The organism is Haloglomus salinum, assembly GCF_024298825.1.
GTDB lineage: Archaea > Halobacteriota > Halobacteria > Halobacteriales > Haloarculaceae > Haloglomus > Haloglomus salinum.
Genome location: NZ_CP101153.1, coordinates 2,427,440 through 2,452,002 on the forward strand (window position 1 = coordinate 2,427,440; position 24,563 = coordinate 2,452,002).

Below are 24,563 nucleotides of genomic sequence, written 5' to 3' on the forward strand. Positions count from 1 at the left end.
TCGCTCACGAGGACGCCGCGGTGTTCCGGCACGCTCCCTGCGGTCGCGGTCGTCCGAAAACCGGAGATCTTCGTGATCACGAGAGGGCGTCGCTCTCTCGAACGACCTCCACGGCGGAGGCACAAGCGCGCTTCCTGGTTCCGGAACCAGCCGGTCGACCCAGCCGCTCGTCTGGTGCGTGCCAGCCTCGTCAGCCCAACCGGCGCGCGCTGGTGGACGGCGCCCGCCTCCGCGAGCGGCTTCATGCCGCGAGCTGCCAGCGGTCGCCGTCCATCTCTAAGCGCGCGAGGGCTGAGGAGCGCAGCGGTAGCGAGCACCGCAGGCGGCTGGGGAGGCATGAGGCCCATGGACCCGACTGACCCACGCGCGGGCCTGGTGGACTTCCGAAGGGCGAACCCGCTCGACCCATCCCGGACCCGGCAAGCACCGCAGGCCGGAGCGTAGCGGAGGCCGAAGAGCGCAGCCGTCGCCGAAGGCGACGCGAGGGAGCGAAGCGACCGAGCGGGTCCCGGATGGTCGAGCGGGTGAGGGCTTCGGGAGCGGTTCCGTCGGAGTCACACACCACCCCGGGAGAGCGGGTGAGGGCTTCGGGAGCGGTTCCGTCGGAGTCACACACCACCCCGGGAGAGCGGGTGAGGGCTTCGGGAGCGGTTCCGTCGGAGTCACACACCACCCCGGGAGAGCGGGTGAGGGCTTCGGGAGCGGTTCCGTCGGAGTCACACACCACCCCGGGAGAGCGGGTGAGGGCTTCGGGAGCGGTTCCGTCGGAGTCACACACCACCCCGGGAGAGCGGGTGAGGGCTTCGGGAGCGGTTCCGTCGGAGTCACACACCACCCCGGGAGAGCGGGTGAGGGCTTCGGGAGCGGTTCCGCCGTAACAGTGATATAAGTCGATGTGGGAATCTGTATGCCTGTATCTATGTTATGCTTTCAAAGTGGGGGATTAGTGATGGAGGTGTCGTATAAGTCCCGAAGTATTTCGTTTCTGGTAAAATGAACGAATTTATCAGTCTACTCGTAGATGCCGAACCCGCGCTGCAGGTTCTCGCAGATGTCGCCGATCGCCTCGTGGGCCCGCTCGAGTTCGACGGGTTCGGTGAGCATCGTGAGGAATCCGTGGATGACATCGTCGTAGTTGCGGTGCTCGACGTCGACGCCGGCCTGTCCCAGCTTCTCGGCGTAGGCGATGCCCTCGTCCCGGAGCGGGTCGAACCCGGCTGTCACGACCGTTCCCGGGGGCAGGTCGTGGAGGTCGCCCTCCAGCGGGAACGCGTACGGGTTCTTCTGGTGGATGTCGCTGCCGTAGTAGCAGTCGAAGAACCAGAGCATGTCCTCCTCGACGAGGAAGTAGCCCTCCCTGTTCTGCTCCCAGGAGGGTCGGTCCTGCCGGGCGTCGACGGCCGGGTAGAGGAGCACCTGCCGGTCGATGTCCGGGATGGGCATCGCGGGCTCTCGCGTTCCCTCGCCGGTTTCACCGGCTGCGGCGGGGTCCGCCTCCTCCCGCCGGTCACGGGCCATCTGACAGACCGCGGCCGAGAGGTTGCCGCCGGCGCTGTCGCCCATCACGGCGAGCTGGCCGTTGCCGTCGACCTCCTCTGGATGCTCGTGGACGTAGCTCGCGGCGGCGTAGGCGTCCTCGATTGCCGCGGGGAACGGGTCCTCCGGAGCCAGGCGGTAGTCCACGGAGACGACGTTGACCTGCGCGCGGTTGCAGATATGCCGGCAGGTCACGTCGTGGCTGTCGAGGCTCCCGATGACGAACCCGCCGCCGTGGTAGTAGACGACCGTCGGGCGGTCCTCGTTGGCCTCGCCGGGGCGGTAGTGCCGGACTGGCACGGGGTCGCGCTGCTCGCCCTCCTGGGGCTGGTAGCCGGGGACGGTGAAGTCGTGGACGCGCCCGACCTCGGGCTCGTCCTCGTCGGCGTTGAACTGCGAGAACAGGTCGCGGGCGCCCCGGGGGCCGTACTGGTTGAGCGGGAGCGCGTTCAGGGCGGCGAGTTGTTCGAGAACGAGTTCGACCTCGGGATGTGGTTCGTCGGCTCGCAGAGCCATACCCCCGCCTCTCGCCCCGGTCGCATAAACACGGTGCGACCGATTCGGGGCTCGTTTAACCGCTGCCCGCTGGCGGTCAGCCACCGCACCGACGCGGCGCCGGTCGCCGACCGCTCGGTTGCGGTTGGGGTGCGCTGGCGACCGGGTGGCGGGCGTATTTGTGGCTCCCACCCCTCGATGCCGGTATGGACCCATCCACGAGCCGGCGTCGCCTTCTCCGGGTGGCGGCTGCCGGCGCCGCGGCCGGCCTCGCGGGCTGTACGCTCCCGGGCGACGGCGGCGACGGCGGCGACGGCGCGAGCACCCCGACCGACGAACTCCCCGAGGAGACCGACCTCCCGGATGCGGTCGGGCTGGAGCCGTTCGTCGAGGGACTCCGGGCGCCGCTCGATATCCAGTTCGCCCCCGACGCCGACCGCTCGTACGTCGCCGAACAGCAGGGCATCGTCCACACGATAGAGGGTGGTGAGCGCCGCGAGGAGCCGTTCCTCGACCTCCGAGAGACGGTGACAGCGGGCGGCGAGAAGGGACTGCTCGGCATCGCGCTCCATCCCGACTTCGCCGACAACCGGCGCGTCTTCGTCCGCTACAGCGCCCCCCCGCGCGATGGGACGCCGTCGAACTACTCGCACACGTTCGTCCTCGCCGAGTTCGCGGCCACGAGCGACGGCCGCCACGCGAGACACGACAGCGAGCGCGCGCTGCTGGAGATTCCCGAACCGCAGGGTAACCACAACGCCGGCGACCTCGCGTTCGGTCCCGACGGGTTCCTCTACGTCGCGGTCGGTGACGGCGGTGCCGGTGGCGACCAGGGCACCGGCCACGTCGCGGACTGGTACGACGCGGTCGGCGGCGGCAACGGGCAGGACGTGACCGAGAACCTGCTCGGCTCCATCCTCCGCATCGACGTGGACGGCGAGGGCGACAGCAGGCCCTACGCCATCCCCGAGGACAACCCGCTCGTGGGTCGCGAGGGGCTCGACGAGCACTACGCGTGGGGCCTGCGCAACCCCTATCGGATGGCGTTCGACGATGGCCGGCTGTTCGTCGGCGACGTGGGACAGAGCAAGTTCGAGGAGATAAGCCTCGTCGAGAAGGGCGGCAACTACGGCTGGAACGTCAGGGAGGGCCGGCACTGTTACGGCGCGGACGACTGTCCCGATTCGACGCCCGAGGACGTGCGCGGCGGCGAACCGCTGGCCGGCCCCATCGTCGAGTACCCCCACTCCGGCGACGGCGTGAGCGGCATCTCCGTCATCGGCGGCCAGGTGTACCGCGGTGACGCGATTCCCGGGCTCGAGGGTGCCTACGTCTTCGGCGACCTGCAGGTCGACGGCCGGCTGTTCGTCGCGACCCAGCCCGAGTCGGACGGCCGCTGGCCCACCCGGACGCTCGGCCTCGGCGACGACGCGAGCGCCCTCGGTCGGCTCCTCTCGGTCGGCCGCGACGCCGACGGCGAGCTGTACATGCTTGGGACGGGCGCGAACGGTGGCGGGGTCTACCGGCTCGTGCGCGCCGAGTAGTCCCGCCGGGACCTGCATCCGGCCCCGTGATTTTTGCCGCTTGTCCTCCGAGAGCCGACCATGCGCCGCCGACGCACCCGGCGCCGGGTACTCGCGACCACGGGAGCGGCGCTGACGACCGGCCTGGCGGGCTGTTCCGGGCTGACCGGCGACGGGAGCGACGGCCCCGACCCGACGGCGTCGGGCGAGTCGCCCGTCTCGCCGACCGACCGTACGCCCGCAGCCGGGAGCTTCCGGTTCACCAGCGTCCCGGACCTGTTCAACGCCGACATCCCGTATCCGATGGCGGGCTGGGCGGACGCCCTGAGCTGGTTCCTCGACCGGCTCAAGCGCGAGGGCCCGGCCTTCACGCTCGTCGCTGGCGACATCATGGACGCGCGGTGGTGGGAGTCTCACAAGCAGGTCCGGCTGTACGCCAACGCCTACTGGGGCGGCTACGTCCGCCGGATGCGCGACCACGACATCACGCTCTACCCCGCTGTCGGCGACCACGAACTGGGCGACGACGAGTGGGAAACGGAGGACACGTACGGCCTGACGCCGACGTTCGAGCGCCAGTTCGCCCGCCAGTTCGACACCCCACGGAACGGGCCCGAGGGCTACCGGGGGCTCGCCTACACCGTCGAGCGGGAGAACTTCCTGCTGGTCACCGTCGACACCTTCGAGCGGCGCGACGGCGAGGTCCACGTCTCGGTCACCGGCGAGCAGCTGGCGTGGCTCCGCTCGGTCCTCTCGGCGACCGACGCCGACCACGTCGTGGTCCAGGGCCACGTCCCTGTCCTGCGACCGGTGAAGTCGCGCCACTCCAGCGCGCTCTACCTCGACGGCGGCCGCGAGTCTGGCTTCTGGCGCGCGCTCCGCGAGTTCGACGTGGACACCTACCTCTGTGGCGAGCACCACGCGCTCACCGTCGACCGTGCCGACGGGGTCTGGCAGGTCACCCACGGCGCGCTCTGGGGGGCCCACTCCCCGGTCAACTACCTCGTCGGCGCCGTCCGCCCCGACGGGCTCCGGCTGGAGCTGAAACGGTTCCCGCTGGAGTACAGCGGCCCGACCATCTACCAGATGAACCGCCCGAGACCGTTCGTCAGGACCGAGGTCACTGTACCGGACACGGTTCGGGAGGACGGCCCACGGTCGGCCGGCCGCGTGCTCATCGGCGCCGACGGGAAGAGCCGGGAACGGACCGGCGTGTTCGCCTGACAGCCGCCCCTCGTCGCGTCGCCGCGGCCGCCCCGCTCCGCGAACGTTTAACACGGGAGTGGCCCGAACCTGTAGCAATGGACGACGAGCGGTCCGGCGGACAGGTACTGGTCGGCGTCGGGAACCCGGAGGCCGCCCAGCAGCTGGTCCGGACCGCGGGTGACCTCGCGGCCCTCGGCCCCGGCACGGTCCGGCTCGTCACCGTCGCGGTGAAGCCCCACGACTCCCCGTTCGGCGTCTTCGCCGACGAGACCATCGTCGACGAGTTCGCCGAGGAGAGCCACGAGCTGATCGAGTCGGTGACGACGCCGGAGGGTGTCGCCCTCGAGCGCGACGTGGTCACCGGACGGTCGGTCGCGAAGGGGCTGCTCGCGACGGTCGCGGAGACGGACCCGGCTGCGCTCGTCGTCGGCTGGCACGGGCAGCGACGCCGGAGCGACGCCGTCCTCGGGAGCACCATCGACACGCTCGTCGAGCGGGCACGCTGTGACCTCTACATCGAGCGCGTCGGCCGCGAGGCGAACGGGGTCGAGTCGGTCCTGCTCCCGGTCGCGGGGGGGCCTCACGCCGACGCGGCGGCCAACGTCGCGCGGGCCATCGCCGCCCGGAACGATGCCCGCGTCCTCGTGCTCTCGGTCGCCACCGACGGGACGGACACGGACACTGCGGAGGCCTTCGTCGCCGAGGAACGGGAGGCCCTAGCCGACGACGGCCCGGACGTGTCGACGGCGACGGCGGTCGGGGCGGCCGACGACGTGGCCGACGCCATCGTCGCGGAAGCGAGCGACCACGACGTGGTCGTCATGGGGGCGACTCGACAGGGGGCCATCAGGCGGAAACTGGCCGGATCGGTCCCACGGCGGGTCGTCGACCGCACCGGCCGGACGGTCATTCTCGCCCGCGATGGCGACACGGTTGGGGGACTCCGCCACTGGATCGGGGGGCTGCTCCGACGGTGACCGCGGTCGTCTTCTGGGGTCTGGTCGTGCTCGCGACGGTCACCAGCCTCGGGACGGCGTGGGCGCTCGGCGCGAACAGCAACTCGCCGCCCTTTGCCCCCGCTATCGGCGCGAACGCAATCTCGACGATGCGGGCGGCCTTCCTCATCGGCATCCTCGCGGCGCTGGGCGCGCTCACGCAGGGCGGGAGCATCTCCGAGACGGTCGGCGCCGGCCTCATCGACGGCGTCGCCATCACGTCGCTCGCGGCGACGGCCGGCCTGCTCACGGCGACGGCGTTCATGGCGTTCGGCATCTTCACCGGCTACCCCGTCCCCGCGGCGTTCGCCACCACGGGCGCGATGGTGGGTGTCGGCCTCTCGCTTGGGGGTGCCCCCGCCATCGACACCTACCGTCGCATCGCCGTCTTCTGGGCGCTGGTCCCCCCTGTTTCCGGCGGACTGGCCTACCTGACCGCCACCCTCCTGCGCCGCGACGACGTGCCCGAGACGGTGAGCATCCCCCTGCTCGCGGGGGTCGTCGGCGGCATCGTCGCGAACGTCGAGTTGAGCATCATCCCCGCGCCCGGTGAGGCCACGCAGAACTCCATCGCCGGGTATCTCGCTGGAGCCGTCTCCTCCCCGGTCGTCGCCGATATCGACCTCGCGGTCGTCGCCGCGACGCTGCTGGCCGCGGCTGCCAGCTTCTGGTTCATCCGCCGACGGACGCAGGCCTCCGTCGACCGGGGCGTGAAGACGTTCCTCGTCGCGCTGGGTAGCATCGTCGCGTTCTCCAGCGGCGGGAGTCAGGTGGGACTGGCGACGGGCCCGCTGGAGAACCTCTACGTCTCGGAGCTGGGACTGCCGGGAATCGTCCTCCTGTCGGTCGGTGCGGTCGGCATCCTCGGGGGCGCGTGGATGGGGGCGCCGCGACTCCTGCAGGCCACCTCACGGGAGTACGCCCAGCTCGGCATCCGGCGCTCCATCGCCGCGCTCGTCCCGGGGTTCATCATCGCCCAGGTCGCCATCGCGCTCGGCATCCCCATCTCGTTCAACAACATCATCATCTCCGGCGTCATCGGTGGCGGTCTCGCCGGGGGCTCGGCGGGCGTCTCGCGCCGGAAGATCGGTATCACGCTGACCTTCTGGGTGCTCACGCTCGGCACGTCGGTCGGCATCGGGTTCGGCCTCTACCGGGTCTTCGCGACGGTGCTGGGCTCGTAGCTATCGGATGACCGCGCCGCGTTGCTACCGGACGACCGTCACCGTCACCGACGCCTCGCCGACGACCTTCGTCGCGACGGTTCCGAGGAGCCGCCGCGCGAGGTCGCCCCGCGACCCGCCGTGCCCGCCCATCACGACGTGGTCGATGTCGTGGTCCTCGACGTACCCGAGGATGGTGTCGGCGGGGTCGCCCGCTTCGACGGCGGTGTCGATGGTCCTTCCGGCCTCCTCGGCCCGGCGTTTCGCGTCCGCGACCAGTTCGTCGGCCCGCTCGCGGGCGGCCGCCTGTCGCTCCTCCGCGGTCTCGAGGACGCCCCCCTCGCTCATCCCGGCGTCGAGCGGTGTCACCACGTTCAGCACCGTCACCGGACAGTCGAACACCGCGAGTGCGTGGGCCAGCGCGTCGTCCGCGAGCGGCGACCCGTCCAGCGGGACGAGGACGTGGGACGGCTCCATGCCCACGCTCGGTGGCCGAGGTACAAGTATGTCGGCGGTGCCCACCGGCCGCGCCGCTGGAGATTCCACCGGCCGCCCCGCGGGCCGCTCCACCGGCCGCGTCGTCGCGGTATCCGCGGGTGTTCGCCGCTCTCCACCCACATCGTGTCATGATTTAACACCCATGGTTCGCAAGGACAACCTGAGATGAGAGGGGAACCACGGGAACAGCCATCCGGGACGGAGGGTGGCGCCGGGACGGGGGGTACAGGACACGGGAGCGCCAGCGTCGAGGACCGGCTGGCGGATGTGTACCAGGGCCGGCCCAGCCTGGACTGGCGGTATCTGGTCGTCGGGATCGGACTGCTGGTCGGGTGGTGGGTCCTGTTCGGGCCGTTCAGCGCCTTCCTCGCCATGATGGGGCTGGTGGCCCTGGCAGTGGGCCTCGCCCCGGCACGAACGGCGCTCGCGGCCCGGGGGTGGCCGACCACCGAGGCCGTCGTCCTCGAGTCGCGGGTGTTCACGCTGCGCGAACTCCGGGACAGCTTCGGCGGCCTCACCACGACTGGCTCGACATCTGGCGGCTACGTCCCGTTCGTCCGCTACGAGTACAGCGTCGACGGTGAGACCTACGTCAACGTCCGGGTGTCCCCGTTCGACGGGCCGATCCGCCGCCGCCGCTACGCCGAGCGTATCGCCGACAGCTACGAGGAGAACACCCGCGTGACGGTCCCGTACGACCCCGCGGACCCGTCGCGGTCGTTCCTCCGGACGTGGACCTGGTCGACGCGGCTGCTGTTCTTCCTCGTCGGCTCCGTCGTCTTCCTCGTCCCGGCTATCGTGCTCGCGGCGGACGTCCCCGTCGGCATCCCCACCGCCATTGCCGGCGACATCCCGCCGGTGACCCTCGTCTTCGCCTTCGGCGGGCTGTTCCTGCTGTTCGGCCTCCGAACCATGGTGAAGGGGCTCCGGACCTACCGCTGGCCGACGACGAGCGGTGTCGTCCGTGGACAGGATATCACGAGCAGTACCTCCTCGGAGGGGGGCTCGACCAGCTACAGCCCGAAGCTCCGGTACGAGTACGAGGTGGACGGCACCACGTACGTCAGCTCCCGCATCGCCGTCGGCAGCGGTCCGTCGTTCAGCTCCCGCTCCGGGGCCCGCGAGTGGCTGGAGGCGTACCCGACCGACAGCGAGGTGACCGTCCACTACAACCCCCGTCGCCCGGACCGCTCGGTACTCCAGCCGGGGGGCGTCCTCGGAGGACTCTTCCTGGTCGTGCTCGCAGCGGCCGGGCTGACGGTCCTGATGGCCCTGACGACCGGTCTCCCGGCGCCGGTCGAACGGTTCCTCGACCGGCTGCCGCTGGAGCGGTTGCTCCAGCGCGTGCTCGGCTGAGGGCACGACACCGGAACCGCTGCCCGTCCGGTGATGTGCGAGCGTTCGAGCGAGATGCCGGGCGACCGATGTCAGTACGACGCGATGCCGGCGGCGATGCGGTCCAGGCCGGTCCGGAGGCGTTCCTTCGAAGCAGCGAAGGAGAGCCGGAGCCGTCCCTCGCCGGCGGTCCCGAAGCCGCTGCCCGGCGCGAGCACGACGCCGTGCTCCCGGAGGAGGTACTTCGCGAACGAGAGGGCGTCGGCGTCGACATCGGGGTCGAGGAACGCGTAGAACGCCCCCTCCGGACGCGGCGCGGAGAGGCCGTCGATGTCGGCGATGCGGTCGACGACGAGGTCACGCCGCTCCGCGAACGCCTCGTACATCGCCTCGAACGGTTCCTGTGACCCGGTGAGCGCCTCGATGGCCGCCGCCTGGGCGACACTGGAGGGGCAGGCCGTCGTCGACTCGCGAACCTTCGTCACCTCGTCGATTACGGCCCGGTCGCCGGCGAGCCAGCCGAGGCGCCAGCCCGTCATCGCGTACGTCTTCGAACACGAGCCGACCGTGAGGACGTGCGGCGGGTGCCCGGTGAGTGCCGCGACGCCGCGCGGGTCGCGGTCGTAGGTCAACCCGGCGTACACCTCGTCGGCGATGACGTACGCCCCGCAGTCGGCGGCCGCCTCGACGACCGCCCGGATGGCCGCGGGCTCGAACACCCGCCCGGTCGGATTCGACGGCGTCGTGAGGACGACCGCCGCCGTCTCGGGACCCATCCGCTCGACCAGCCGGTCCGGGTCGAGGGCGAACCCCGTCTCGGCGGGCATCGGGACCTCGACCGGCTGTCCGTCGGCCAGGAACGCCTGCGTCTCGTAGTTCGGCCACGCCGGCCCTGGATAGAGCAACTCCTCCCCCGGGCCGACGACCGCCATCGTCGCCAGGTGGAGCGCCTCCATCCCGCCGACCGTGACGACGATCTCGTCGATGGTATGCTCGACCCCGTAGTCGGCCGCCATCGCGTCCCGGATGGCCCGCCGGCACTCGGGGGTCCCCGCGTTCGGCGTGTAGTGGGTCGCGCCGTCCCGGGCCGCGGCCGCGGCGGCATCGATGACGTGCTCGGGCGTGTCGAAGTCCGGCTCGCCGACCTCCAGCCGGACGAGGTCGCGGTCGGCCGCCTCCGCGAGGTCGTACATCACCCGTATCTGGGAGCGTGAGGCCCGCTGCACCCGCTCGGTCGGTTCGTGCACGGGCGTGATTGGACGGGTGCGGGTAAAGGGTTGGTTCGTGGGGGAGAACTCCTCCCGGACTGGTGTCACGACGGTCGTGACGCCGGACTCACGATGCCGAATAACTCGGTAAAATGTGAAGTTAAAGAGTTATAGTCCATCCTGGATTCGAACCAGGGTCGTTGCCCCCAGAAGGCAACAGGATTGGCCGATCTACCCCAATGGACTGCGTCTACAGACATCGCTAGCGGACATCGATATATGAGTGTTGCGGAGTCCCGTTACTGGCTCCCGGTTCTCAGTGTTCATCGGGCGCTGGCGGTTCGTGATGTTCCCGCCGGTGGCAGTTCGCACAGAGGACGACGCAGCGGGCGATCTCCTCTCTGATTATCTCGTACGGTCGGTCGTTCGCCAGTAACCGGGCGACGGTCGTCCGCTTCGCTCCGTCGTGGTGGCAGTCGAGGGCCACCGGGTCGTCCTCGTCGCAGCGCCCACACCCACGGGTCGCCTTGTGGGCGTGGACCCAACCCCGCAGGCCGTCGGTTGCCGTGTCGTGATGCTCCCGCCGGTGACAGTTCGCGCACAACACCTCGCAGGCGTCGAGTTCCTCCCGGAGCCGCTCCCGGCCGTGGCCGTGGGTGATGAGCTTCCCGACGGCGCGCTCCTTCGCGGCCGGGTCGGTGTGATGGAGGTCCAGACAGGCGGGGTCGTCTTCTGTGCATCGTCGGCAGCCGCGTTCCTCCTTCCGCTCGTTCACCCACGCCCGGTGCCGTGCGCGTCGCTTCAGGGTCAACTGGGCGTTCCGTTCGCGGTTCCGATAGTCCCAGCGCCGGTCGACCGACAGCTCAGCCCACTCTTCGTCGGTCACGTTCACATCGTCGGGCCTGGGGCCCACCCTGGACCCTGTGGAGGCGTTCGTTTCCAGGCCCGCTTGCTCCTTCGCCACGTTCCAGCCCCCGACCTGTCGGATGATCGTCGCCGACGCGGGCTGCAGTCCAAGCTCCTCGTATGCCGCTTTCGTCGGCGATTCCTCCAGTCGCTCGGCGGCCTCTCGTAGCGCGTCCAGGCACTCCTCCGGCGTCGTCGCCATGCCGTCGGTGCCCACGTCATCGGAGAAAAGTATCGGCCGACCGCCGCGGAACTAGAACGGGCGTTCAGGTCACTCCGTCCGCGCGAAGGCGAGCTGGCCGGAGATGTTCTCGATGTAGACATCGACCACGTCGCCCTCCTGGGTGCCGGGGACGAAGATGGTGTAGCCGCCGCGCTTGGCGACGCCGTCGCCCTTGCGGCCGGTGTCGGTGATCTCGACGGTGTAGCGGCCGCCCTTCTCGACGGCGTCGGCCTGCTGCTGGCTGGACGAGCGGCGCTTCGAGACCGGGCGGAAGGCACCACAGGCGTCACAGCGGAGCATCTGCGTGCCGTCCTCGTTCACGATGCGGGTGTCCGGCAGGCCACACTCCGAGCAGCGGACGTACTCCTCGATGTAGTCGGTGATGGCGGCGTCGAAGTCGGCGCCGTCGAAGCGGCCGTTGTAGCGGCCGACGCCCTCGCTGAGCTGGCCGGCCGTCGCGAGCGCGCGCTGGACGAACGAGTGGACGTGCTCGGTCTCGCGGCTGAGCGCGTCGGCGACATCGTCGAGGTTGGTGAACCGGGTGAAGGCGCCGTCGGCCTGGCCCTCGGGGTCCGGGACGGAGAGGCGGGAGCTCTCCGCGCTCCGCTCGGGGAGCGCGTCGAGCGCTCTGGTGAGTGAGGCTTCGTAGTCCATACGCGAGTGAGTCCGTGCGAACGTATACGCGTTCCGTGTCGCTCTCTGACGGGCCGCGTGGCCCCGAACGACACGGTTCCGGGGCTCCCAACGGTTATTGTCGGTCCCGGCCGACCGGCCCGTATGACCGACGACCTGCCGGCCGACGGGTCGGCGCCGCGGGCCGACGAGAATCAGCCGACCGACCGCGAGGTGGCGTGCTTCGAGGCGGGTGTGAAGTTCGGCTCGCTCTACCATCAGTTCGCCGGGACACCGCTGTCGCCCGACAGCGCCGACGCGCTGGCGACCGCGATGGAGGCGAGCATCGAGAACCAGCCCCACTGCGAGGACGTGGCCGTCGAGATGCGCGACGAGGAACTCGCCGCCGCGCTCGCAGAGGGCAGCGCCGATTACACCGAGTGGACCGGCCGGTTCTCCGAGGTCCGGATGCGCATCGAGTACGGGGACGTGACCGTCCACACCGAGATGGCGATGCAGGACGGCTACCCGCTGATGTCGGTGGACTCGGTCGAGGAGTCCTGAGTTTTCGGAATCTTCGGCGAGTAGCCTGCGTACCTCTGGAACAATCGGCGAGCTTCGGAAACCTATCGATAATCTCCACTTCCGTCCGGTTTCGGGGTGTGGGATGGTCCCACACCTGACGGGAGCGGCCGTCACGAAAGGGTTTAGTAGAGCGCTGTGCCCAGAATCATTCACGATGACGACGGACTCCCCCCTGTGCTCGGTCGCCCCGAGCGCCGGGGCCCGGACTGCGGGCGTGCCCGCAGTCTCGTTCGATGGCGGCAGCGCCGCCATCCGTCACTTCGCCCCGCGACGACCGCGACCGGGCCGTTAGGCCCGACTATTCTCACTTCCCCTGACGACCGCATCGCTCCCTGGCCGCGCCACTCGCTCGTGGCGCGGCCGCGGATATCGAACGACCCATCACACACCGCACGCACCACACATCCATGACACACGAGAAAGTCGCGCTCGCGTTCTCCGGCGGGCTCGACACCACCGTCTGCGTTCCGCTGCTGGAAGAAGAGTACGGCTACGACGAGGTCATCGGCGTCACCGTCGACGTCGGGCAACCGGCCGACGAGTTCGACGAGGCCCACGAGACCGCCGAGGCGCTCGGCCTCGAGCACTACGTCGTCGACGCACAGGAGGAGTTCGCCGACCTCTGTATGGACGCCATCCGCGCGAACGCCACCTACCAGGGCTACCCCCTCGGGACGGCGCTCGCGCGCCCGGTCATCGCGAAGGCCATCCTCGCGGTCGCCGAGGAGAACGACTGCACCGGCATCGCCCACGGCTGCACCGGGAAGGGCAACGACCAGCTCCGGTTCGAGGCCGTCTGGCGCGACTCCGACCTCGAGGTCATCGCGCCGGTCCGCGAACTCGGCCTGACCCGCGAGTGGGAACAGGAGTACGCCGCCGAGCGCAACCTGCCCGTCGAGGGCGGCGATGGCGGCGCCTACTCCATCGACACCAACCTCTGGAGTCGCTCCGTCGAGGGGAGCGAACTGGAGGAGCCGAGCCACGTCCCGAGCGAGGACATCTACGACTGGACCTCGGCCCCGGGCAGCGAGACACAGGAACTCATCATCGAGTTCGAGGAGGGCTACCCCGTCGCCCTCGACGGCGACGACCTCGACCCCGTCGAACTCATCGAGACGCTGAACGAGACCGCCGGCTCGTACGGCGTCGGCCGCACGGACGTGATGGAGGACCGCATGCTCGGGCTGAAGGTGCGCGAGAACTACGAGCACCCGGCGGCGACGACGCTCCTGAATGCGCACGAGGCGCTGGAGTCGCTCGTCCTCACCCAGGAGGAGCGCCAGTTCAAGAACTACATCGACCAGGAGTGGGCCGAGAAGGGGTACCAGGGCCTCGTCGACGCGCCGCTCGTCCGCGCGCTGGAGGGATTCATCGACGAGACCCAGCAGCGCGTCACCGGCAGCGTCACCGTCCGCCTGGAGGGCGGCCAGGCGCGCCCGGTCGGGCGCGAGAGCCCGTACGCGGTCTACTCCGCGGAGGCCGCCTCGTTCAACACCGAGGACGTCATCGGCGGCATCGAACAGAAGGACGCCACCGGCGTCGCGAAGTACCACGGGTTCCAGCAGCGCCTCTCGAACAAGGTCACGAAGGCCGCCGACGCTGGCCAGCCCCTCGCCGACGGAGGCGACGAGGACGACGAGTAGACGGATGACCTGGCGCGAGCACGAGGACGACGTGGATGCGGGAACGGGCACGAACGACGCGGTCGCCACCGATGGCGGGAGCGACGGCAACGATGTCGTCCGCCGGGACCGCTTCAGCGGCGGCCCCGCCCGCGAGTTCCTCTCCTCGCTCGCGCAGGACGAGCGCATCTTCGCCGCGGACCTCGCGGTGGACCGCGCGCACACGGTGATGCTGGCCGAGCAGGACATCATCGGCGACGACGAGGCCAGCGAGATACTCGGGGCCCTCGCGGACGTAGAAGGGGCCGGCCACGCCGCCCTCGACGGCGGCGAGGACGTCCACGCCGCCATCGAGACGGCCGTCATCGAGCGCGTCGGTCCCGTCGGCGGGAAGATGCACACCGCGCGCTCGCGCAACGACGAGGTGGCGACGTGCATCCGGTACCGCCTCCGCGAGGACCTGCTCGATACCGTCGAGGCGGTCCTCGCCGCGCGCGACGTACTGCTGGAGGCGATGGACGCCGAACGCGAGACGCTCGCGCCCGGCTACACCCACCTCCAGCCCGCACAGCCCACGACCGTCGCGCACTGGCTCGGCTCGTACGAGGGCGCGCTGGCGCGTGACACGGGTCGCCTGCTGGACGCGTTCGAGCGCACCAACCGCTCGCCGCTGGGCGGGGCTGCCTTCGGCGGGACGCCGTTCGACATCGACCGCGAGCGGACGGCCGACCTGCTGGGCTTCGACGGCCTCGTCGAGAACAGCATGGACGCGTCCTCGGCGCGGGACTTCCTGCTTGAGGCGACGAGTGCGCTCGCGACGCTCGCGACGCACCTGTCCGGACTGGCAGAGGACCTCGTCGTCTTCGCCAACCGCGGGTTCGTGGAGCTGGACGACGACTACGCCTCGACGTCGTCCATCATGCCCCAGAAGAAGAACCCCGACACGCTGGAACTCGTCCGCGCGGTCGCGGGCGACGCGGCGGGCGACCTCCAGGCCATCCTGACGAGCCTGAAGGGGCTGCCCCGGGCGTACAACCGCGACCTCCAGCGGGTCCACCCGCACGCGTTCGACGCGGCCGACGCCGTCTTCGACGCGGTGGAGGTGGCGGCCGGCGCCGTCGCCACCGCGGACTGGAACGAGGCCGCGCTCGCCGAGGCTGCGGGCGAGGGCTTCTCGACGGCGACGGGTGTCGCGGACCTGCTGGCGATGGCCGGGGTGCCGTTCCGCACCGCGCACGAGGTGGTCGCGCGGGCTGCCGAGGAGGGAGACGACTTCGAGACCGTCGAGCGCGTCGCCGCCGACGTGCTGGACGCGCCGCTCGCGGAGTACGTCGACCCCGACGAGGTGCGCCGTGCGCTCGACCCGGCCGAGAGCGTGGCGATGCGTGACTCCCGTGGCGGGCCCGCACCCGCGGCGATGGCGGACGCACACGAACGCGCCGCCGAGCGCCTCGCGGCCGACCGTGCAACACTCAGAGCCCGTCGCGAGACGCTCGACGAGGCGGCCGACCGACTCGCCGCGGAGGTGGCGGACTATGTCTGAGGGTGACCACGCGGTGGCCACCCGTCCGGCCCGCGGTGTACGGCCCTCACCCGGCGGGCCACGGGCGCCGCCGCCGTCCCCGCCGCGGTGACTGACAACTATCTGATACAGACTGCTGGAGTGGGGTTATGGGCGTTCTGCGGACTGTTAGCGGACGGTGCGATTATACCATCTTTTCGACAAGTTCGACATGCTTAAGTGGCGAGGCCCCCAGGTACGGGTACAATGGTAGACTGTCCCGAGTGTGGGGCCGACGTGGACCTGCACGACGACCTCGAGGTCGGAGAGATCGTCGACTGTGCGACCTGCGGTGCCGAGCTCGAAGTGGTCAACGACGACCCCGTCGAGCTGGACACGGCACCCGAACTCGAGGAGGACTGGGGGGAGTAAGATGACCGTGCCCGGCGCGATTCGTGCCCTCCTGCTCGCGGCTCCGCCGCTCGCAAGGGGCGGCAGTGCCGCCCCGCAGGCCCGGCGCGACCGCGCCGGGCGACCGACGCCACCGGCAGCAGTAGCCACCACCTCCCGGGGAGGTGACTGCTGATGCAGGTCGGCATGCTGTACTCGCGCATCCGGCGCGACGAGAAGCTCCTGCTCAGCGAACTGCGCGACCGCGACCACGAGGTGACGAAGGTCGATGTCCGCAAGGAGCACTTCGACGTCCACGAGACACCCGAGGCGTTCCAGGACGTGGACCTCGTGCTGGACCGCTGTCTCGCGACCAGTCGCTCGCGCTACGCCACGGAGTTCGTCGCCCACTACGACGTGCCTGTGGTCAACGACCCGCGGACGGCGGCCATCTGCGCGGACAAGGCCCGGAACAGCCTCGTCCTCGCCGAGGCCGACGTGCCGACGCCGCGGACGACGGTCGCGTTCACCAAGGAGTCGGCGCTGGAGGCCATCGAGAACTTCGGCTACCCGTGTGTGCTGAAGCCCGTCGTGGGCTCGTGGGGTCGCCTGATGGCGAAGATCGACTCCCGGAATGCCGCCGAGGCCATCCTCGAACACAAGGAGACGCTCGGCCACTACGAGCACAAGGTGTTCTACATCCAGGAGTTCGTCGAGAAGCCGGGCCGTGACATCCGCGTCCTGGCGACGGACGGGGAGCCGGTCGCGGCGATGGCCCGCTCCTCGGACCACTGGCTCACGAACGCCGCGAAGGGTGCCACCACCGAGCGCATCGAGGTGACCGACGAGATGCGCGACCTCGTCGAGCGCGCCAGTGCCGCGGTCGGTGACGGCCTCCTCGGTGTCGACCTCATGGAGACGGGCGAGAACTACACCGTCCACGAGGTGAACCACACGGTCGAGTTCAAGGCGCTCAACGAGGTCGCCGACGTGGACGTGCCCGGCACGGTCGTCGACTGGCTGGAGGGGAAGGCCGACACGGAGACCGCGGAGGTCCAGACATGACCACGACCGCCAGCGTCGTCGGCGGCACCGGCTTCACGGGCGGGGAACTCCTGCGCCTGCTCGACGGCCACCCCGAGTTCGAGGTCGTGCAGGCGACCTCGCGCTCGGAGGCGAACAAGACCGTCGGCGGCAGCCACCCGAACCTGCGCCACATGGACCTGCGGTTCTCCGACCCGGAGGACCTCGAGTCCGTGGACACGCTGTTCGCGTGTACGCCCCACGGCGTCTCGATGGGCCAGGTCGACGAGTTCCGCGACGCCGCGGGCACCGTCGTCGACCTCTCGGCGGACTTCCGTCTGCCCGAGGAGCAGTACTACGACGACTACTACGACGGCCACGAGCGGCCGGAACTGCTGGACGAGGCCGAGTACGCCCTGCCGGAACTCAACCGCGAGAACCTGCCGGGTGCCGACCTCATCGCGGCGGGTGGCTGCAACGCCACCGCCAGTATCGTCGGCCTGCTCCCGCTGTTCGAGGCGGGCATCCTCGACGGCGACGAGCAGCTCGTCATCGACATCAAGGTCGGGTCCAGCGAGGGCGGCGCCGGCGGCGGCGCGGCCTCCTCGCACGCCGAGCGCTCGGGCGTCGTCCGCCCGTACGCGCCGACCGGCCACCGTCACGAGGCCGAGATAGAGGCGTACCTCGGCACGAGCGTCTCGTTCACCGTCCACGCCGTGGACATGATCCGCGGCGCGAGCGCGACCTGCCATATCTTCCCGAACGGGCCCGTCTCGAAGGGCGACCTCTGGCAGGCGTACCGGGGCCAGTACGAGGACGAGCCGTTCGTCCGCATGGCCGCCGGCGGCGGTGGCGTCTACCGCTACCCCGAGCCGAAGGCCGTCGCGGGCTCGAACTTCGCCGAGGTCGGATTTGAAATCGACCCCGGCAACAAGCGCCTCGTCGTCTTCTCGGCCATCGACAACATGATGAAGGGCTCGGCGGGCCAGGCGGTCCACGCCGCCAACGTCGCGCTGGGCTTCGAGGAGACCGCCGGGCTGGAGCACACCGGGTTCCATCCCATCGGCGCACCCTGAGGACAGCAACGCAACTGCAAAGCGTGCGGAATTTTTCGAAAACGATGCAACTTCACGACGAAAACGCGTGTTCTACGACGAACGATTCGACGAGCAGCCCTGGGGCGCCCGTATCTGGGCGACCAGTCAGTCCACGAGCGGCTGCTCGACCACCCCGCACGCCAGCCACGGTGCACGGAGGTGAGGCGGCGTGAGCGACGTGGCAGACTACGACTGCGTCGTCGTCAAGATCGGCGGCGCGAAGGCCGTCGAACCGGAGGGTGCGCTGGCCGACATCGCCGACCTCGTGGACGAGAGCGTCGAGATGGCCGTCGTCCACGGCGGCTCGACGGCGGTCGACGACACGCTCGAACGGATGGGGATGGAGCCCGAGTACGTCGAGACCCCCTCGGGTGTCGTCGGGCGCTTCACCGACGAGGAGACCATGGACGTGTTCAAGATGGCCATGGCCGGCCTCGTGAACACCGACCTCGTGACGGGCCTGCGCGACGCCGGCGCCGACGCCGTCGGCCTCTCCGGGGTGGACGGCGGGCTCCTGACGGGCTCGCGCAAGTCCGCGGTTCGGGTCGTCGAGGACGGGAAGAAGAAGATCCGCCGCGGCGACCACTCGGGCACAATCAAGCAGGTCAACGGTGACCTGCTCGAGACGCTGCTCGATGACGGCTACACGCCGGTCGCGTCGCCGCCGATGCTGGCCGACGACGGTGTTGCGGTGAACACCGACGCCGACCGCGCGAGTGCGGCGGTGGCGGGCGCGCTCGGCGCGACGCTCGTCTCGCTCACCGACGTGGAGGGCGTCTACCGTGACCCCGACGACGCCTCGACGCGCATCGAGACGGTCGAGACCGCCGACGACTTCGCGGAACTCGAATCGGCGGCGGAGGGGTTCATGAGCCGGAAGGTGATGGCCGCGACGGAGGCGCTCGAGGGTGGGTCCCCCGAGGTCGTCGTCGCCTCGGCCAACGCCGACCGCCCCGTCCGCGCGGCGCTGGAGGGCGGCGGCACGCACGTCCTGCAGCGCGCGCTCCCCGAGGGGGACGAGACATGACCGACCGGCAGCACTGTCACGGACCGACAGGTTCGATAACGCAGGCCCGCCACACGTACGCATGACCGGATTCGTCTTCTCCGAGAAGCCCATCCGCATCGAACGCGGCGAGGGCGTCCACCTCTACGACGCCAACGGGACCGAGTATCTGGACTTCGGCGCCAGCTACGCCTGCACGCCGGTCGGCCACTGCCACCCCGAGGTGGTCGACGCCGCGACCAGCCAGCTGGAGGACCTGATGTACGTCCAGGCCTCGTACCCGACCGACGTGCGCGACGCACTGTACGAGGCGCTCGCGGACTCTGCGCCGGGCGACCTGGACTACGTCTGGCTCTGCAACTCCGGGACCGAGGCGAACGAGGCCGCCCTGAAGTTCGCCCGGAGCGCGACGGGGAACGAGAAACTCGTCGCGACCACGCGTGGCTTCCACGGCCGCACGATGGGCGCGCTCGCGGCCACCTGGAAGGACAAGTACAAGAAGCCGTTCGAGCCGCTGGCCGGCGGCGTCGAGTTCGTGGAGTACGGCGACGCCGACGCGATGGCCGAGGCCGTCGACGACGAGACCGCCGCGGTCATCCTCGAACCGCTGCAGGGCGAGGGTGGCATCAACCCCGCCGACCCCGAGTACCTGCACGCGGTCCGCGAGACCGCGACCGAGCACGGCGCGGCGATGGTGCTGGACGAGATACAGACGGGGCTCGGGCGTACCGGCCACATGTGGGCCGCCGAGAAGCACGACGTCGTCCCGGACATCCTGACCACGGCGAAGGGCCTCGGTAGCGGGCTCCCCATCGGCTCGACGGTCGTGAAGGAGTGGGTCGCGGAGAACTGCGGCGACCACGGCTCCACCTTCTCGGGTGGGCCGGTCGTCTCGGCTGCGGCGGGCGCCACGCTGGACGTGCTCCAGCGCGAGAACGTCCCCCAGCACGCCGCCGAGGTGGGCGACTACCTCATGGGCGAGGTCGAGAGCCGCCTCGGTGACGAGGTGCGCGACGTGCGCGGGCACGGCCTGATGGTCGGCATCGAGGTGAAACGTGGGGCCAACCGCCTGCTGCGCGACCTCGCCATCGAACACCAGATACTCGCGCTCCCCGCGGGCCGGACGGTGCTGCGGCTGCTGCCGCCGCTCACCATCGAGCGCGAGCACGCCGACGAGGTCGTCGACGCGCTGGAGGCGATCATCGCGTGAGCGACGCCGCCGAAGCGCCGGCTGAGGCCGCGGTGCCCGTCGACGAGGAGGCGCGCGACCTCCTCGAACGCGTGGTCGATACGCCCTCTCCGACGGGCGAGGAGTCGGCCGCGGCCGCCGAACTCGTCGCGTTCTTCGAGTCTCACGGTCGGGAGGCGTGGACCGACGAGGTCGGCAACGTCCGCGCGCCCGCGGACGAGAGCGTCCTGCTCACCTCGCACGTCGACACCGTCCCCGGCGACATCCCCGTCCGCGTCGAACCCGGCGAGGGCGACGAGAGCGACGTGCTGTGGGGCCGGGGCAGCGTCGACGCGAAGGGGCCGCTGTGTGCGATGGCCGTCGCCGCGGTCCGCACCGGCGTCTCCTTCGTCGGCGTTGTCGGCGAGGAGGTCGACTCCCGGGGTGCGCGTCATCTCGTCGAGGACCGCGAGGCGCCCGACGCCGTCGTCAACGGCGAGCCGTCGGGCTGGGACGGGGTGACGCTCGGCTACCGCGGGTTGACCGCGGGCCGCTACGTCTGCACCTCGGAGTCCGGGCACACCTCGCGCGAGGACGCCAACGCCATCCAGTCGGCCATCCGCTGGTGGGCCCGCGTCGAGGACCGCTACGAGACCGACGAGTACGAACCGGTCTTCGAGCAGGTCACGACCAAGCCCGTCGCGATGGACGGCGGCCTCACCGAGGACGGCCTCTCGGTGGAGGCGACGATGGACGTCCAGTTGCGGGTGCCGCCGTCGCTGACCGTCGAGGGCGTCCGCGAGGCCGTCGTCGCCGAACTCGACGAGGGGACAATCAACTGGAAGGACGCCGTCCAGCCGGTGATGGTCTCGCCGCGGACCGACGTGGCGCGGGCGTTCCGCGTCGCCATCCGCGACGTGGGCGGCGACCCGCGGCTCCTGCGTAAGACCGGCACCAGCGATATGAACGTTTTCGCCGGCGCGTGGGATTGTCCGATTGCGACCTACGGCCCCGGCGATTCCGACCTGGACCACGCGCCGAACGAGCACCTGCCGCTGCGCGACCTGGACCGTGCCGTCGCGGTGCTCGAACACGTCGCGAGCGATTTCACCGACGACGCGGCCGACAGCGACCCCTCCCACGATGACTGACGACACCGAGCCACGCAACTTCGTCGATATCGACGACCTGACCACCGAGGAACTGCACGCGGTGCTGACCCGCGCGACCGACCTGAAAGAGCGCGAGCGCCGCGGGAAACACCACCCGCTCCTCTCTGGGCAGACGCTCGGGATGATATTCGAGAAGCCCTCGACGCGGACGCGGGTGTCGTTCGAGACAGGGATGACCCAGCTGGGTGGCCATGCCATCTTCCTCGGCCCGGACGACATCCACCTCGGGCACGGCGAACCCGTCAAGGACACCGCCCGCGCGCTCTCGCGCTACGTGGACCTGCTGATGGCTCGCGTGTTCGACCACGCCGACATACAGGAACTGGCCGAGTACGCCACCGTCCCGGTGGTCAACGGCCTGACCGACGACGCCCATCCATGTCAGACGCTGGCGGACCTGCTCACCATCCGCGAGCGGTTCGGCGACTTCGAGGCCGAGGTCACGTGGGTCGGCGACGGCAACAACGTCGCACAGTCGTTCGTGCTGGGCGCGGCGATGGTCGACCTCGACCTGACGGTGGCGACGCCGCCGGAGTACGCCATCAGCGACGAAGTGCTCGACCGGGCGGCCGAACTCGGGACGCCGCCCGAGACCACCGACGACCCCGAGGCGGCCGTCGAGGGCGCCGACATCGTCTACACGGATGTCTGGGTCAGCATGGGCCAGGAGGACCAGCGCGCGGAGAAACTGGAGCGGTTCCAGCGCGGTGGCTTCCAGGTGGACGACGACCTGCTCGACCCGGGCACGGAGGTGATGCACTGTCTCCCCGCCCACCGTGGCGAGGAGATCACCGACGAGGTGATGGAGTCCGACCGTGCCCTGGTGTGGGACCAGGCGGAGAACCGGCTCCACGCCCAGAAGGGGCTCATGACCTGGCTGGACTGACCGACGCGGTCGAAACGCGGCTTTCTTGTCCGTCTGCCCGGACCGTTCGGTGATGCCCTCTGACCCGCCGTTCCTCGACTCGACCGACCGGAGCCTCGACACCGACCAGCTACTGTACGAAGCCGTTCCCGTCGCCAAACTCGTCGCCCTGGTCACCCTCGTCGCGTTCGTTCCGTTCGCGCTCCAGTTCGGCGTCGGCGGAAACGAGTTCCTCGGCGTCCTGTTCGGTGTCCTCGGGCAGTTCGTCCTCGCGGTCGGCGCCGCCGTCGTCCTGCTGTACGTCGTCGCCCGCGCACGGCAACTCGCGTAGGGTGGGCGGTCCCGGCCAGCTACCCGCCGTGCGTGTACCCGCGGTCCGGGAGCGGGTCGCCGTCGATGGTGAGCCCCGCGTCGGCCTGGACGACCGTTCCGACCCGCGTCAGCGCGACCGGGCACGCATCGCGCGCGGTCGCGAGCGCCGCCTCCGGCACCGTGACGACGAGTTCGAAGTCCTCGCCGAAGAAGGCCGCCAGCTCCCGTTCGTCGGCCGCGTCGGCGGCCACGTCGGCCACGGCGCCGTGGATGGGGAGCGCGTCGCCCTCCAGCGCGATACCGCAGTCCGAGGCCTCGGCCAGCTGGTGGCACGAGCGCGCAAGGCCGTCGCTGGAGTCCATCATCGCCGTCGCACGCGGTGCGAGTGCGCGGCCCGCAGCCACGCGCGGCTCGAACCGGAAGAGGTCGTTGGCGCGCTTGGGGTCGTCGGCGAACAGCCGGAGCGCCGCGGCCGACCGCCCGAGCTCGCCTGTGACGCAGAGCGCGTCTCCCGGCGTTGCGCCGGAGCGCCGGACCGGTCCCGCCTCCCCGAGTCGGCCGAGCGCCGTCGTCGCGACCGTGAACTCGTCGTGGCCGTCGAGGTCGCCGCCGACGTACTCGGCGTCGACGGCCGCGCAGACCTCGCGGGCACCGCGGACGAACTCGCGCACCTCGTCCGGGCGGAACTCGGGCGCGCCGTAGACCGCGACGGCGGCGGTCGCGGCCGCGCCCATCGCGGCCACATCCGAGAGCGAGGCCGCGACCGCCCGCCAGCCCGCCGTGTAGCGCGTCGTCCCGTCCGGGAAGTCCGTCGTCTCGTGGAGCATGTCCGTCGTGAGGACCTGCCCGTCGACGACGGCGGCGTCGTCGCCCGCGGCCGGGAGGGTGTCCGCGATGAGGGCGAGGGCAGCGCGCTCGTCGAGGGGGGTGTCGGGGTCGGGGTCGCTCCCGGACTCGGTCATCGTCGGAGGAGGGGGCGCGCGGGGTAAAGGGATGCCGGCAAGGAGGTGGAGTTAATCGAGACGGTACCCGTGTGTCCAAATTCTCCGCCTGCTCTCTCTGGAACAGCGGAGACGACAACGAGAGAACCGATAGAAAGCCCCCGCCCGCTCGACCAGCCGCGGCTCGTTGCGCTCCTCGCGCTCACTCCGCTCGCGCTGCGGTGCTTACGTCGCCGGGGCTGGGTCGAGGCGGATTGTCGGCTCCGCCGACAATCTAGTAGCTGGCGGCTTCGCCGCCAGCCGGGCGGCCCCTTTCAGTCCCGCCCTGTTGCCTGTGGCACCGAGCGTTCGCGGGTGGTGGTTCCAGCGGAGCAGGGTGCCCCCACACCTCCCCGCGCCGTCGCCGCGAGGCTTCGACACGCTCGCTTTCGCTCGCGGTCTCAGCCGGGGGGCGACGGCGCGCTTCCTGGTCGCGGAACCAGCCGGCCGACCAACCGCCACCCGGCCGGGAGCGCGTGCCGAGGGCCGGACGGCCCGAGTGCCGCGCGACCTGGGGAAGGGAAGGGGCGCCGCGCCCATGACACCGGCCACGTCGGGTGGGAATGAAAGCGGCCGGGGGCTTTCGACAGCCTCCCGTCGTCGCCGTCACCACCATCCCCGTACACCCACCACTTCCACTCCGCCACCGAACACCTTTAGACGGCACCCGCCCACCGGCCGGACATGGATTATCGTCAGGTCGAGGGCGCCCGGGAGTTCGTCGCCCGACTCGACCACGGCCGGGACTGGCGCGCGCAGATCGAGGAATTCGCCGCCGACGAGGGCATCGACGCGGCCTTCTTCGTCGGCCTCGGGGCGGTGCAGGACGCGGAGATATACTTCTACGACCAGGACGAGCAGGAGTACTACCCCGAACGGTTCGACGAGCCGTTCGAGGTCGCCTCGTGTACGGGCAACGTCTCGTGGCTCGACGGGGAACGCTTCGCGCACACGCACATGGTCCTCTCTCGCGAGGACGGCTCCTGTGTCGCGGGCCACCTCAACGAGGCCACGACGTTCGCCGGCGAACTGTACGTCCGTGAGTTCGACACCGACCTCGTCCGGGAGCACGACGAGACGACCGACCTCGACCTGTGGGGCGGGCTCTGAGGACGGGAAATAACCTGGAAATGTGGGCGGAA

At 70.4% G+C, this 24,563-nt stretch carries 23 protein-coding genes and 1 tRNA gene; 17 read left to right on the forward strand and 7 right to left on the reverse strand.

Features of this window, described 5'->3' with window-relative positions; genetic code table 11:
- Window positions 1-1,011: 1,011 nt before the first annotated feature.
- Window positions 1,012-2,052 carry an alpha/beta hydrolase gene (locus NL115_RS11650; RefSeq protein WP_254829537.1) on the reverse strand — a complete coding sequence of 347 codons (1,041 nt, stop codon included), beginning with the start codon at window positions 2,050-2,052 and terminating at the stop codon, window positions 1,012-1,014.
- A gap of 185 nt (window positions 2,053-2,237) precedes the next feature.
- Here NL115_RS11650 and NL115_RS11655 point away from each other — a divergent pair, with 185 nt between their 5' ends.
- The 4 genes from NL115_RS11655 (at window position 2,238) to NL115_RS11670 (ending at window position 6,939) form a co-directional block, all read left to right on the forward strand.
- Window positions 2,238-3,575, forward strand: coding sequence for a PQQ-dependent sugar dehydrogenase (locus tag NL115_RS11655; RefSeq protein ID WP_254829538.1), 1,338 nt, complete (start codon window positions 2,238-2,240; stop codon window positions 3,573-3,575).
- Between the two features lie 60 nt (window positions 3,576-3,635).
- A complete protein-coding gene (locus tag NL115_RS11660; RefSeq protein ID WP_254829539.1) occupies window positions 3,636-4,778 on the forward strand; it encodes a metallophosphoesterase family protein in 1,143 nt (380 codons plus the stop codon).
- A gap of 77 nt (window positions 4,779-4,855) precedes the next feature.
- The gene (locus tag NL115_RS11665) at window positions 4,856-5,737 is read left to right on the forward strand and encodes a universal stress protein (RefSeq protein ID WP_254821111.1); all 882 of its coding nucleotides are present in this window, start codon (window positions 4,856-4,858) and stop codon (window positions 5,735-5,737) included.
- A complete protein-coding gene (locus NL115_RS11670) occupies window positions 5,734-6,939 on the forward strand; it encodes an inorganic phosphate transporter (RefSeq protein ID WP_254821112.1) in 1,206 nt (401 codons plus the stop codon). Before NL115_RS11665 ends, NL115_RS11670 begins: the two co-directional genes overlap by 4 nt.
- Before the next feature lie 24 nt (window positions 6,940-6,963).
- On the opposite strand, the gene NL115_RS11675 is transcribed toward NL115_RS11670, so the two are convergent.
- The gene (locus NL115_RS11675; RefSeq protein ID WP_254821113.1) at window positions 6,964-7,395 is read right to left on the reverse strand and encodes a universal stress protein; all 432 of its coding nucleotides are present in this window, start codon (window positions 7,393-7,395) and stop codon (window positions 6,964-6,966) included.
- Window positions 7,396-7,581: 186 nt separating this feature from the next.
- On the opposite strand from NL115_RS11675, the gene NL115_RS11680 reads away from it, so the two are divergent.
- Complete coding sequence (locus NL115_RS11680) at window positions 7,582-8,772, forward strand: DUF3592 domain-containing protein (RefSeq protein WP_254829540.1); 1,191 nt, start codon at window positions 7,582-7,584, stop codon at window positions 8,770-8,772.
- Window positions 8,773-8,843: 71 nt separating this feature from the next.
- Here the strand turns inward: NL115_RS11680 and NL115_RS11685 are convergent, their stop codons facing one another.
- From NL115_RS11685 to NL115_RS11700, 4 genes are all read right to left on the reverse strand, one after another.
- A complete protein-coding gene (locus NL115_RS11685) occupies window positions 8,844-9,998 on the reverse strand; it encodes a pyridoxal phosphate-dependent aminotransferase (protein WP_254829541.1) in 1,155 nt (384 codons plus the stop codon).
- 132 nt (window positions 9,999-10,130) lie between these two features.
- Window positions 10,131-10,205, reverse strand: a tRNA-Gln gene (locus NL115_RS11690).
- A 70-nt stretch (window positions 10,206-10,275) separates the two neighbouring features.
- Window positions 10,276-11,067: a homing endonuclease associated repeat-containing protein gene (locus NL115_RS11695; RefSeq protein WP_254829542.1), complete on the reverse strand. Its 792-nt coding sequence runs from the start codon at window positions 11,065-11,067 to the stop codon at window positions 10,276-10,278.
- A gap of 69 nt (window positions 11,068-11,136) precedes the next feature.
- The gene (locus NL115_RS11700) at window positions 11,137-11,742 is read right to left on the reverse strand and encodes a translation initiation factor IF-2 subunit beta (protein ID WP_254829543.1); all 606 of its coding nucleotides are present in this window, start codon (window positions 11,740-11,742) and stop codon (window positions 11,137-11,139) included.
- 123 nt (window positions 11,743-11,865) lie between these two features.
- Between NL115_RS11700 and NL115_RS11705 the strand changes: the two genes are divergently transcribed.
- The 11 genes from NL115_RS11705 (at window position 11,866) to NL115_RS11755 (ending at window position 22,460) form a co-directional block, all read left to right on the forward strand.
- Window positions 11,866-12,264, forward strand: coding sequence for a dihydroneopterin aldolase family protein (locus tag NL115_RS11705; RefSeq protein ID WP_254829544.1), 399 nt, complete (start codon window positions 11,866-11,868; stop codon window positions 12,262-12,264).
- Between the two features lie 428 nt (window positions 12,265-12,692).
- Window positions 12,693-13,928, forward strand: coding sequence for an argininosuccinate synthase (locus tag NL115_RS11710; protein ID WP_254829545.1), 1,236 nt, complete (start codon window positions 12,693-12,695; stop codon window positions 13,926-13,928).
- A 4-nt stretch (window positions 13,929-13,932) separates the two neighbouring features.
- Entirely contained in the window at window positions 13,933-15,450 is a 1,518-nt protein-coding gene (gene argH / locus NL115_RS11715) for an argininosuccinate lyase (protein ID WP_254829546.1), read from the forward strand.
- Between the two features lie 225 nt (window positions 15,451-15,675).
- Window positions 15,676-15,840 carry a lysine biosynthesis protein LysW gene (lysW, locus tag NL115_RS11720; RefSeq protein WP_254821121.1) on the forward strand — a complete coding sequence of 55 codons (165 nt, stop codon included), beginning with the start codon at window positions 15,676-15,678 and terminating at the stop codon, window positions 15,838-15,840.
- A gap of 153 nt (window positions 15,841-15,993) precedes the next feature.
- Complete coding sequence (gene lysX / locus NL115_RS11725; protein ID WP_254829547.1) at window positions 15,994-16,863, forward strand: lysine biosynthesis protein LysX; 870 nt, start codon at window positions 15,994-15,996, stop codon at window positions 16,861-16,863.
- The gene (gene argC, locus NL115_RS11730; protein ID WP_254829548.1) at window positions 16,860-17,897 is read left to right on the forward strand and encodes an N-acetyl-gamma-glutamyl-phosphate reductase; all 1,038 of its coding nucleotides are present in this window, start codon (window positions 16,860-16,862) and stop codon (window positions 17,895-17,897) included. Before lysX ends, argC begins: the two co-directional genes overlap by 4 nt.
- Window positions 17,898-18,087: 190 nt before the next feature.
- Window positions 18,088-18,945: an acetylglutamate/acetylaminoadipate kinase gene (locus tag NL115_RS11735; RefSeq protein WP_254829549.1), complete on the forward strand. Its 858-nt coding sequence runs from the start codon at window positions 18,088-18,090 to the stop codon at window positions 18,943-18,945.
- 61 nt (window positions 18,946-19,006) lie between these two features.
- Window positions 19,007-20,134 (forward strand): aspartate aminotransferase family protein, encoded by a 1,128-nt coding sequence (locus tag NL115_RS11740; RefSeq protein WP_254829550.1) that lies wholly within the window; start codon window positions 19,007-19,009, stop codon window positions 20,132-20,134.
- Entirely contained in the window at window positions 20,131-21,243 is a 1,113-nt protein-coding gene (locus NL115_RS11745; protein ID WP_254829551.1) for a [LysW]-lysine hydrolase, read from the forward strand. The genes NL115_RS11740 and NL115_RS11745 overlap by 4 nt, the downstream gene beginning before the upstream one ends.
- The gene (argF, locus tag NL115_RS11750; RefSeq protein ID WP_254829552.1) at window positions 21,236-22,150 is read left to right on the forward strand and encodes an ornithine carbamoyltransferase; all 915 of its coding nucleotides are present in this window, start codon (window positions 21,236-21,238) and stop codon (window positions 22,148-22,150) included. The genes NL115_RS11745 and argF overlap by 8 nt, the downstream gene beginning before the upstream one ends.
- Window positions 22,151-22,202: 52 nt before the next feature.
- Entirely contained in the window at window positions 22,203-22,460 is a 258-nt protein-coding gene (locus tag NL115_RS11755; protein WP_254829553.1) for a hypothetical protein, read from the forward strand.
- 19 nt (window positions 22,461-22,479) lie between these two features.
- On the opposite strand, the gene thiL is transcribed toward NL115_RS11755, so the two are convergent.
- Complete coding sequence (gene thiL / locus NL115_RS11760) at window positions 22,480-23,403, reverse strand: thiamine-phosphate kinase (protein ID WP_254829554.1); 924 nt, start codon at window positions 23,401-23,403, stop codon at window positions 22,480-22,482.
- Window positions 23,404-24,105: 702 nt separating this feature from the next.
- Here thiL and NL115_RS11765 point away from each other — a divergent pair.
- Window positions 24,106-24,531: a PPC domain-containing DNA-binding protein gene (locus NL115_RS11765; protein WP_254829555.1), complete on the forward strand. Its 426-nt coding sequence runs from the start codon at window positions 24,106-24,108 to the stop codon at window positions 24,529-24,531.
- The last annotated feature ends 32 nt before the right edge of the window (window positions 24,532-24,563 follow it).

Excerpts from the sequence above, each read along its gene's own strand:
- NL115_RS11650 (WP_254829537.1), bottom strand. The coding sequence starts at position 2,052 with ATGGCTCTGCGAGCCGACGAACCACATCCCGAGGTCGAACTCGTTCTC.
- NL115_RS11655 (WP_254829538.1), top strand. The coding sequence starts at position 2,238 with ATGGACCCATCCACGAGCCGGCGTCGCCTTCTCCGGGTGGCGGCTGCC.
- NL115_RS11660 (WP_254829539.1), top strand. The coding sequence starts at position 3,636 with ATGCGCCGCCGACGCACCCGGCGCCGGGTACTCGCGACCACGGGAGCG.
- NL115_RS11665 (WP_254821111.1), top strand. The coding sequence starts at position 4,856 with ATGGACGACGAGCGGTCCGGCGGACAGGTACTGGTCGGCGTCGGGAAC.
- NL115_RS11675 (WP_254821113.1), bottom strand. The coding sequence starts at position 7,395 with ATGGAGCCGTCCCACGTCCTCGTCCCGCTGGACGGGTCGCCGCTCGCG.
- NL115_RS11680 (WP_254829540.1), top strand. The coding sequence starts at position 7,582 with ATGAGAGGGGAACCACGGGAACAGCCATCCGGGACGGAGGGTGGCGCC.
- NL115_RS11695 (WP_254829542.1), bottom strand. The coding sequence starts at position 11,067 with ATGGCGACGACGCCGGAGGAGTGCCTGGACGCGCTACGAGAGGCCGCC.
- NL115_RS11700 (WP_254829543.1), bottom strand. The coding sequence starts at position 11,742 with ATGGACTACGAAGCCTCACTCACCAGAGCGCTCGACGCGCTCCCCGAG.
- NL115_RS11705 (WP_254829544.1), top strand. The coding sequence starts at position 11,866 with ATGACCGACGACCTGCCGGCCGACGGGTCGGCGCCGCGGGCCGACGAG.
- NL115_RS11710 (WP_254829545.1), top strand. The coding sequence starts at position 12,693 with ATGACACACGAGAAAGTCGCGCTCGCGTTCTCCGGCGGGCTCGACACC.
- argH (WP_254829546.1), top strand. The coding sequence starts at position 13,933 with ATGACCTGGCGCGAGCACGAGGACGACGTGGATGCGGGAACGGGCACG.
- lysW (WP_254821121.1), top strand. The coding sequence starts at position 15,676 with ATGGTAGACTGTCCCGAGTGTGGGGCCGACGTGGACCTGCACGACGAC.
- lysX (WP_254829547.1), top strand. The coding sequence starts at position 15,994 with ATGCAGGTCGGCATGCTGTACTCGCGCATCCGGCGCGACGAGAAGCTC.
- argC (WP_254829548.1), top strand. The coding sequence starts at position 16,860 with ATGACCACGACCGCCAGCGTCGTCGGCGGCACCGGCTTCACGGGCGGG.
- NL115_RS11740 (WP_254829550.1), top strand. The coding sequence starts at position 19,007 with ATGACCGGATTCGTCTTCTCCGAGAAGCCCATCCGCATCGAACGCGGC.
- argF (WP_254829552.1), top strand. The coding sequence starts at position 21,236 with ATGACTGACGACACCGAGCCACGCAACTTCGTCGATATCGACGACCTG.
- NL115_RS11755 (WP_254829553.1), top strand. The coding sequence starts at position 22,203 with ATGCCCTCTGACCCGCCGTTCCTCGACTCGACCGACCGGAGCCTCGAC.
- thiL (WP_254829554.1), bottom strand. The coding sequence starts at position 23,403 with ATGACCGAGTCCGGGAGCGACCCCGACCCCGACACCCCCCTCGACGAG.
- NL115_RS11765 (WP_254829555.1), top strand. The coding sequence starts at position 24,106 with ATGGATTATCGTCAGGTCGAGGGCGCCCGGGAGTTCGTCGCCCGACTC.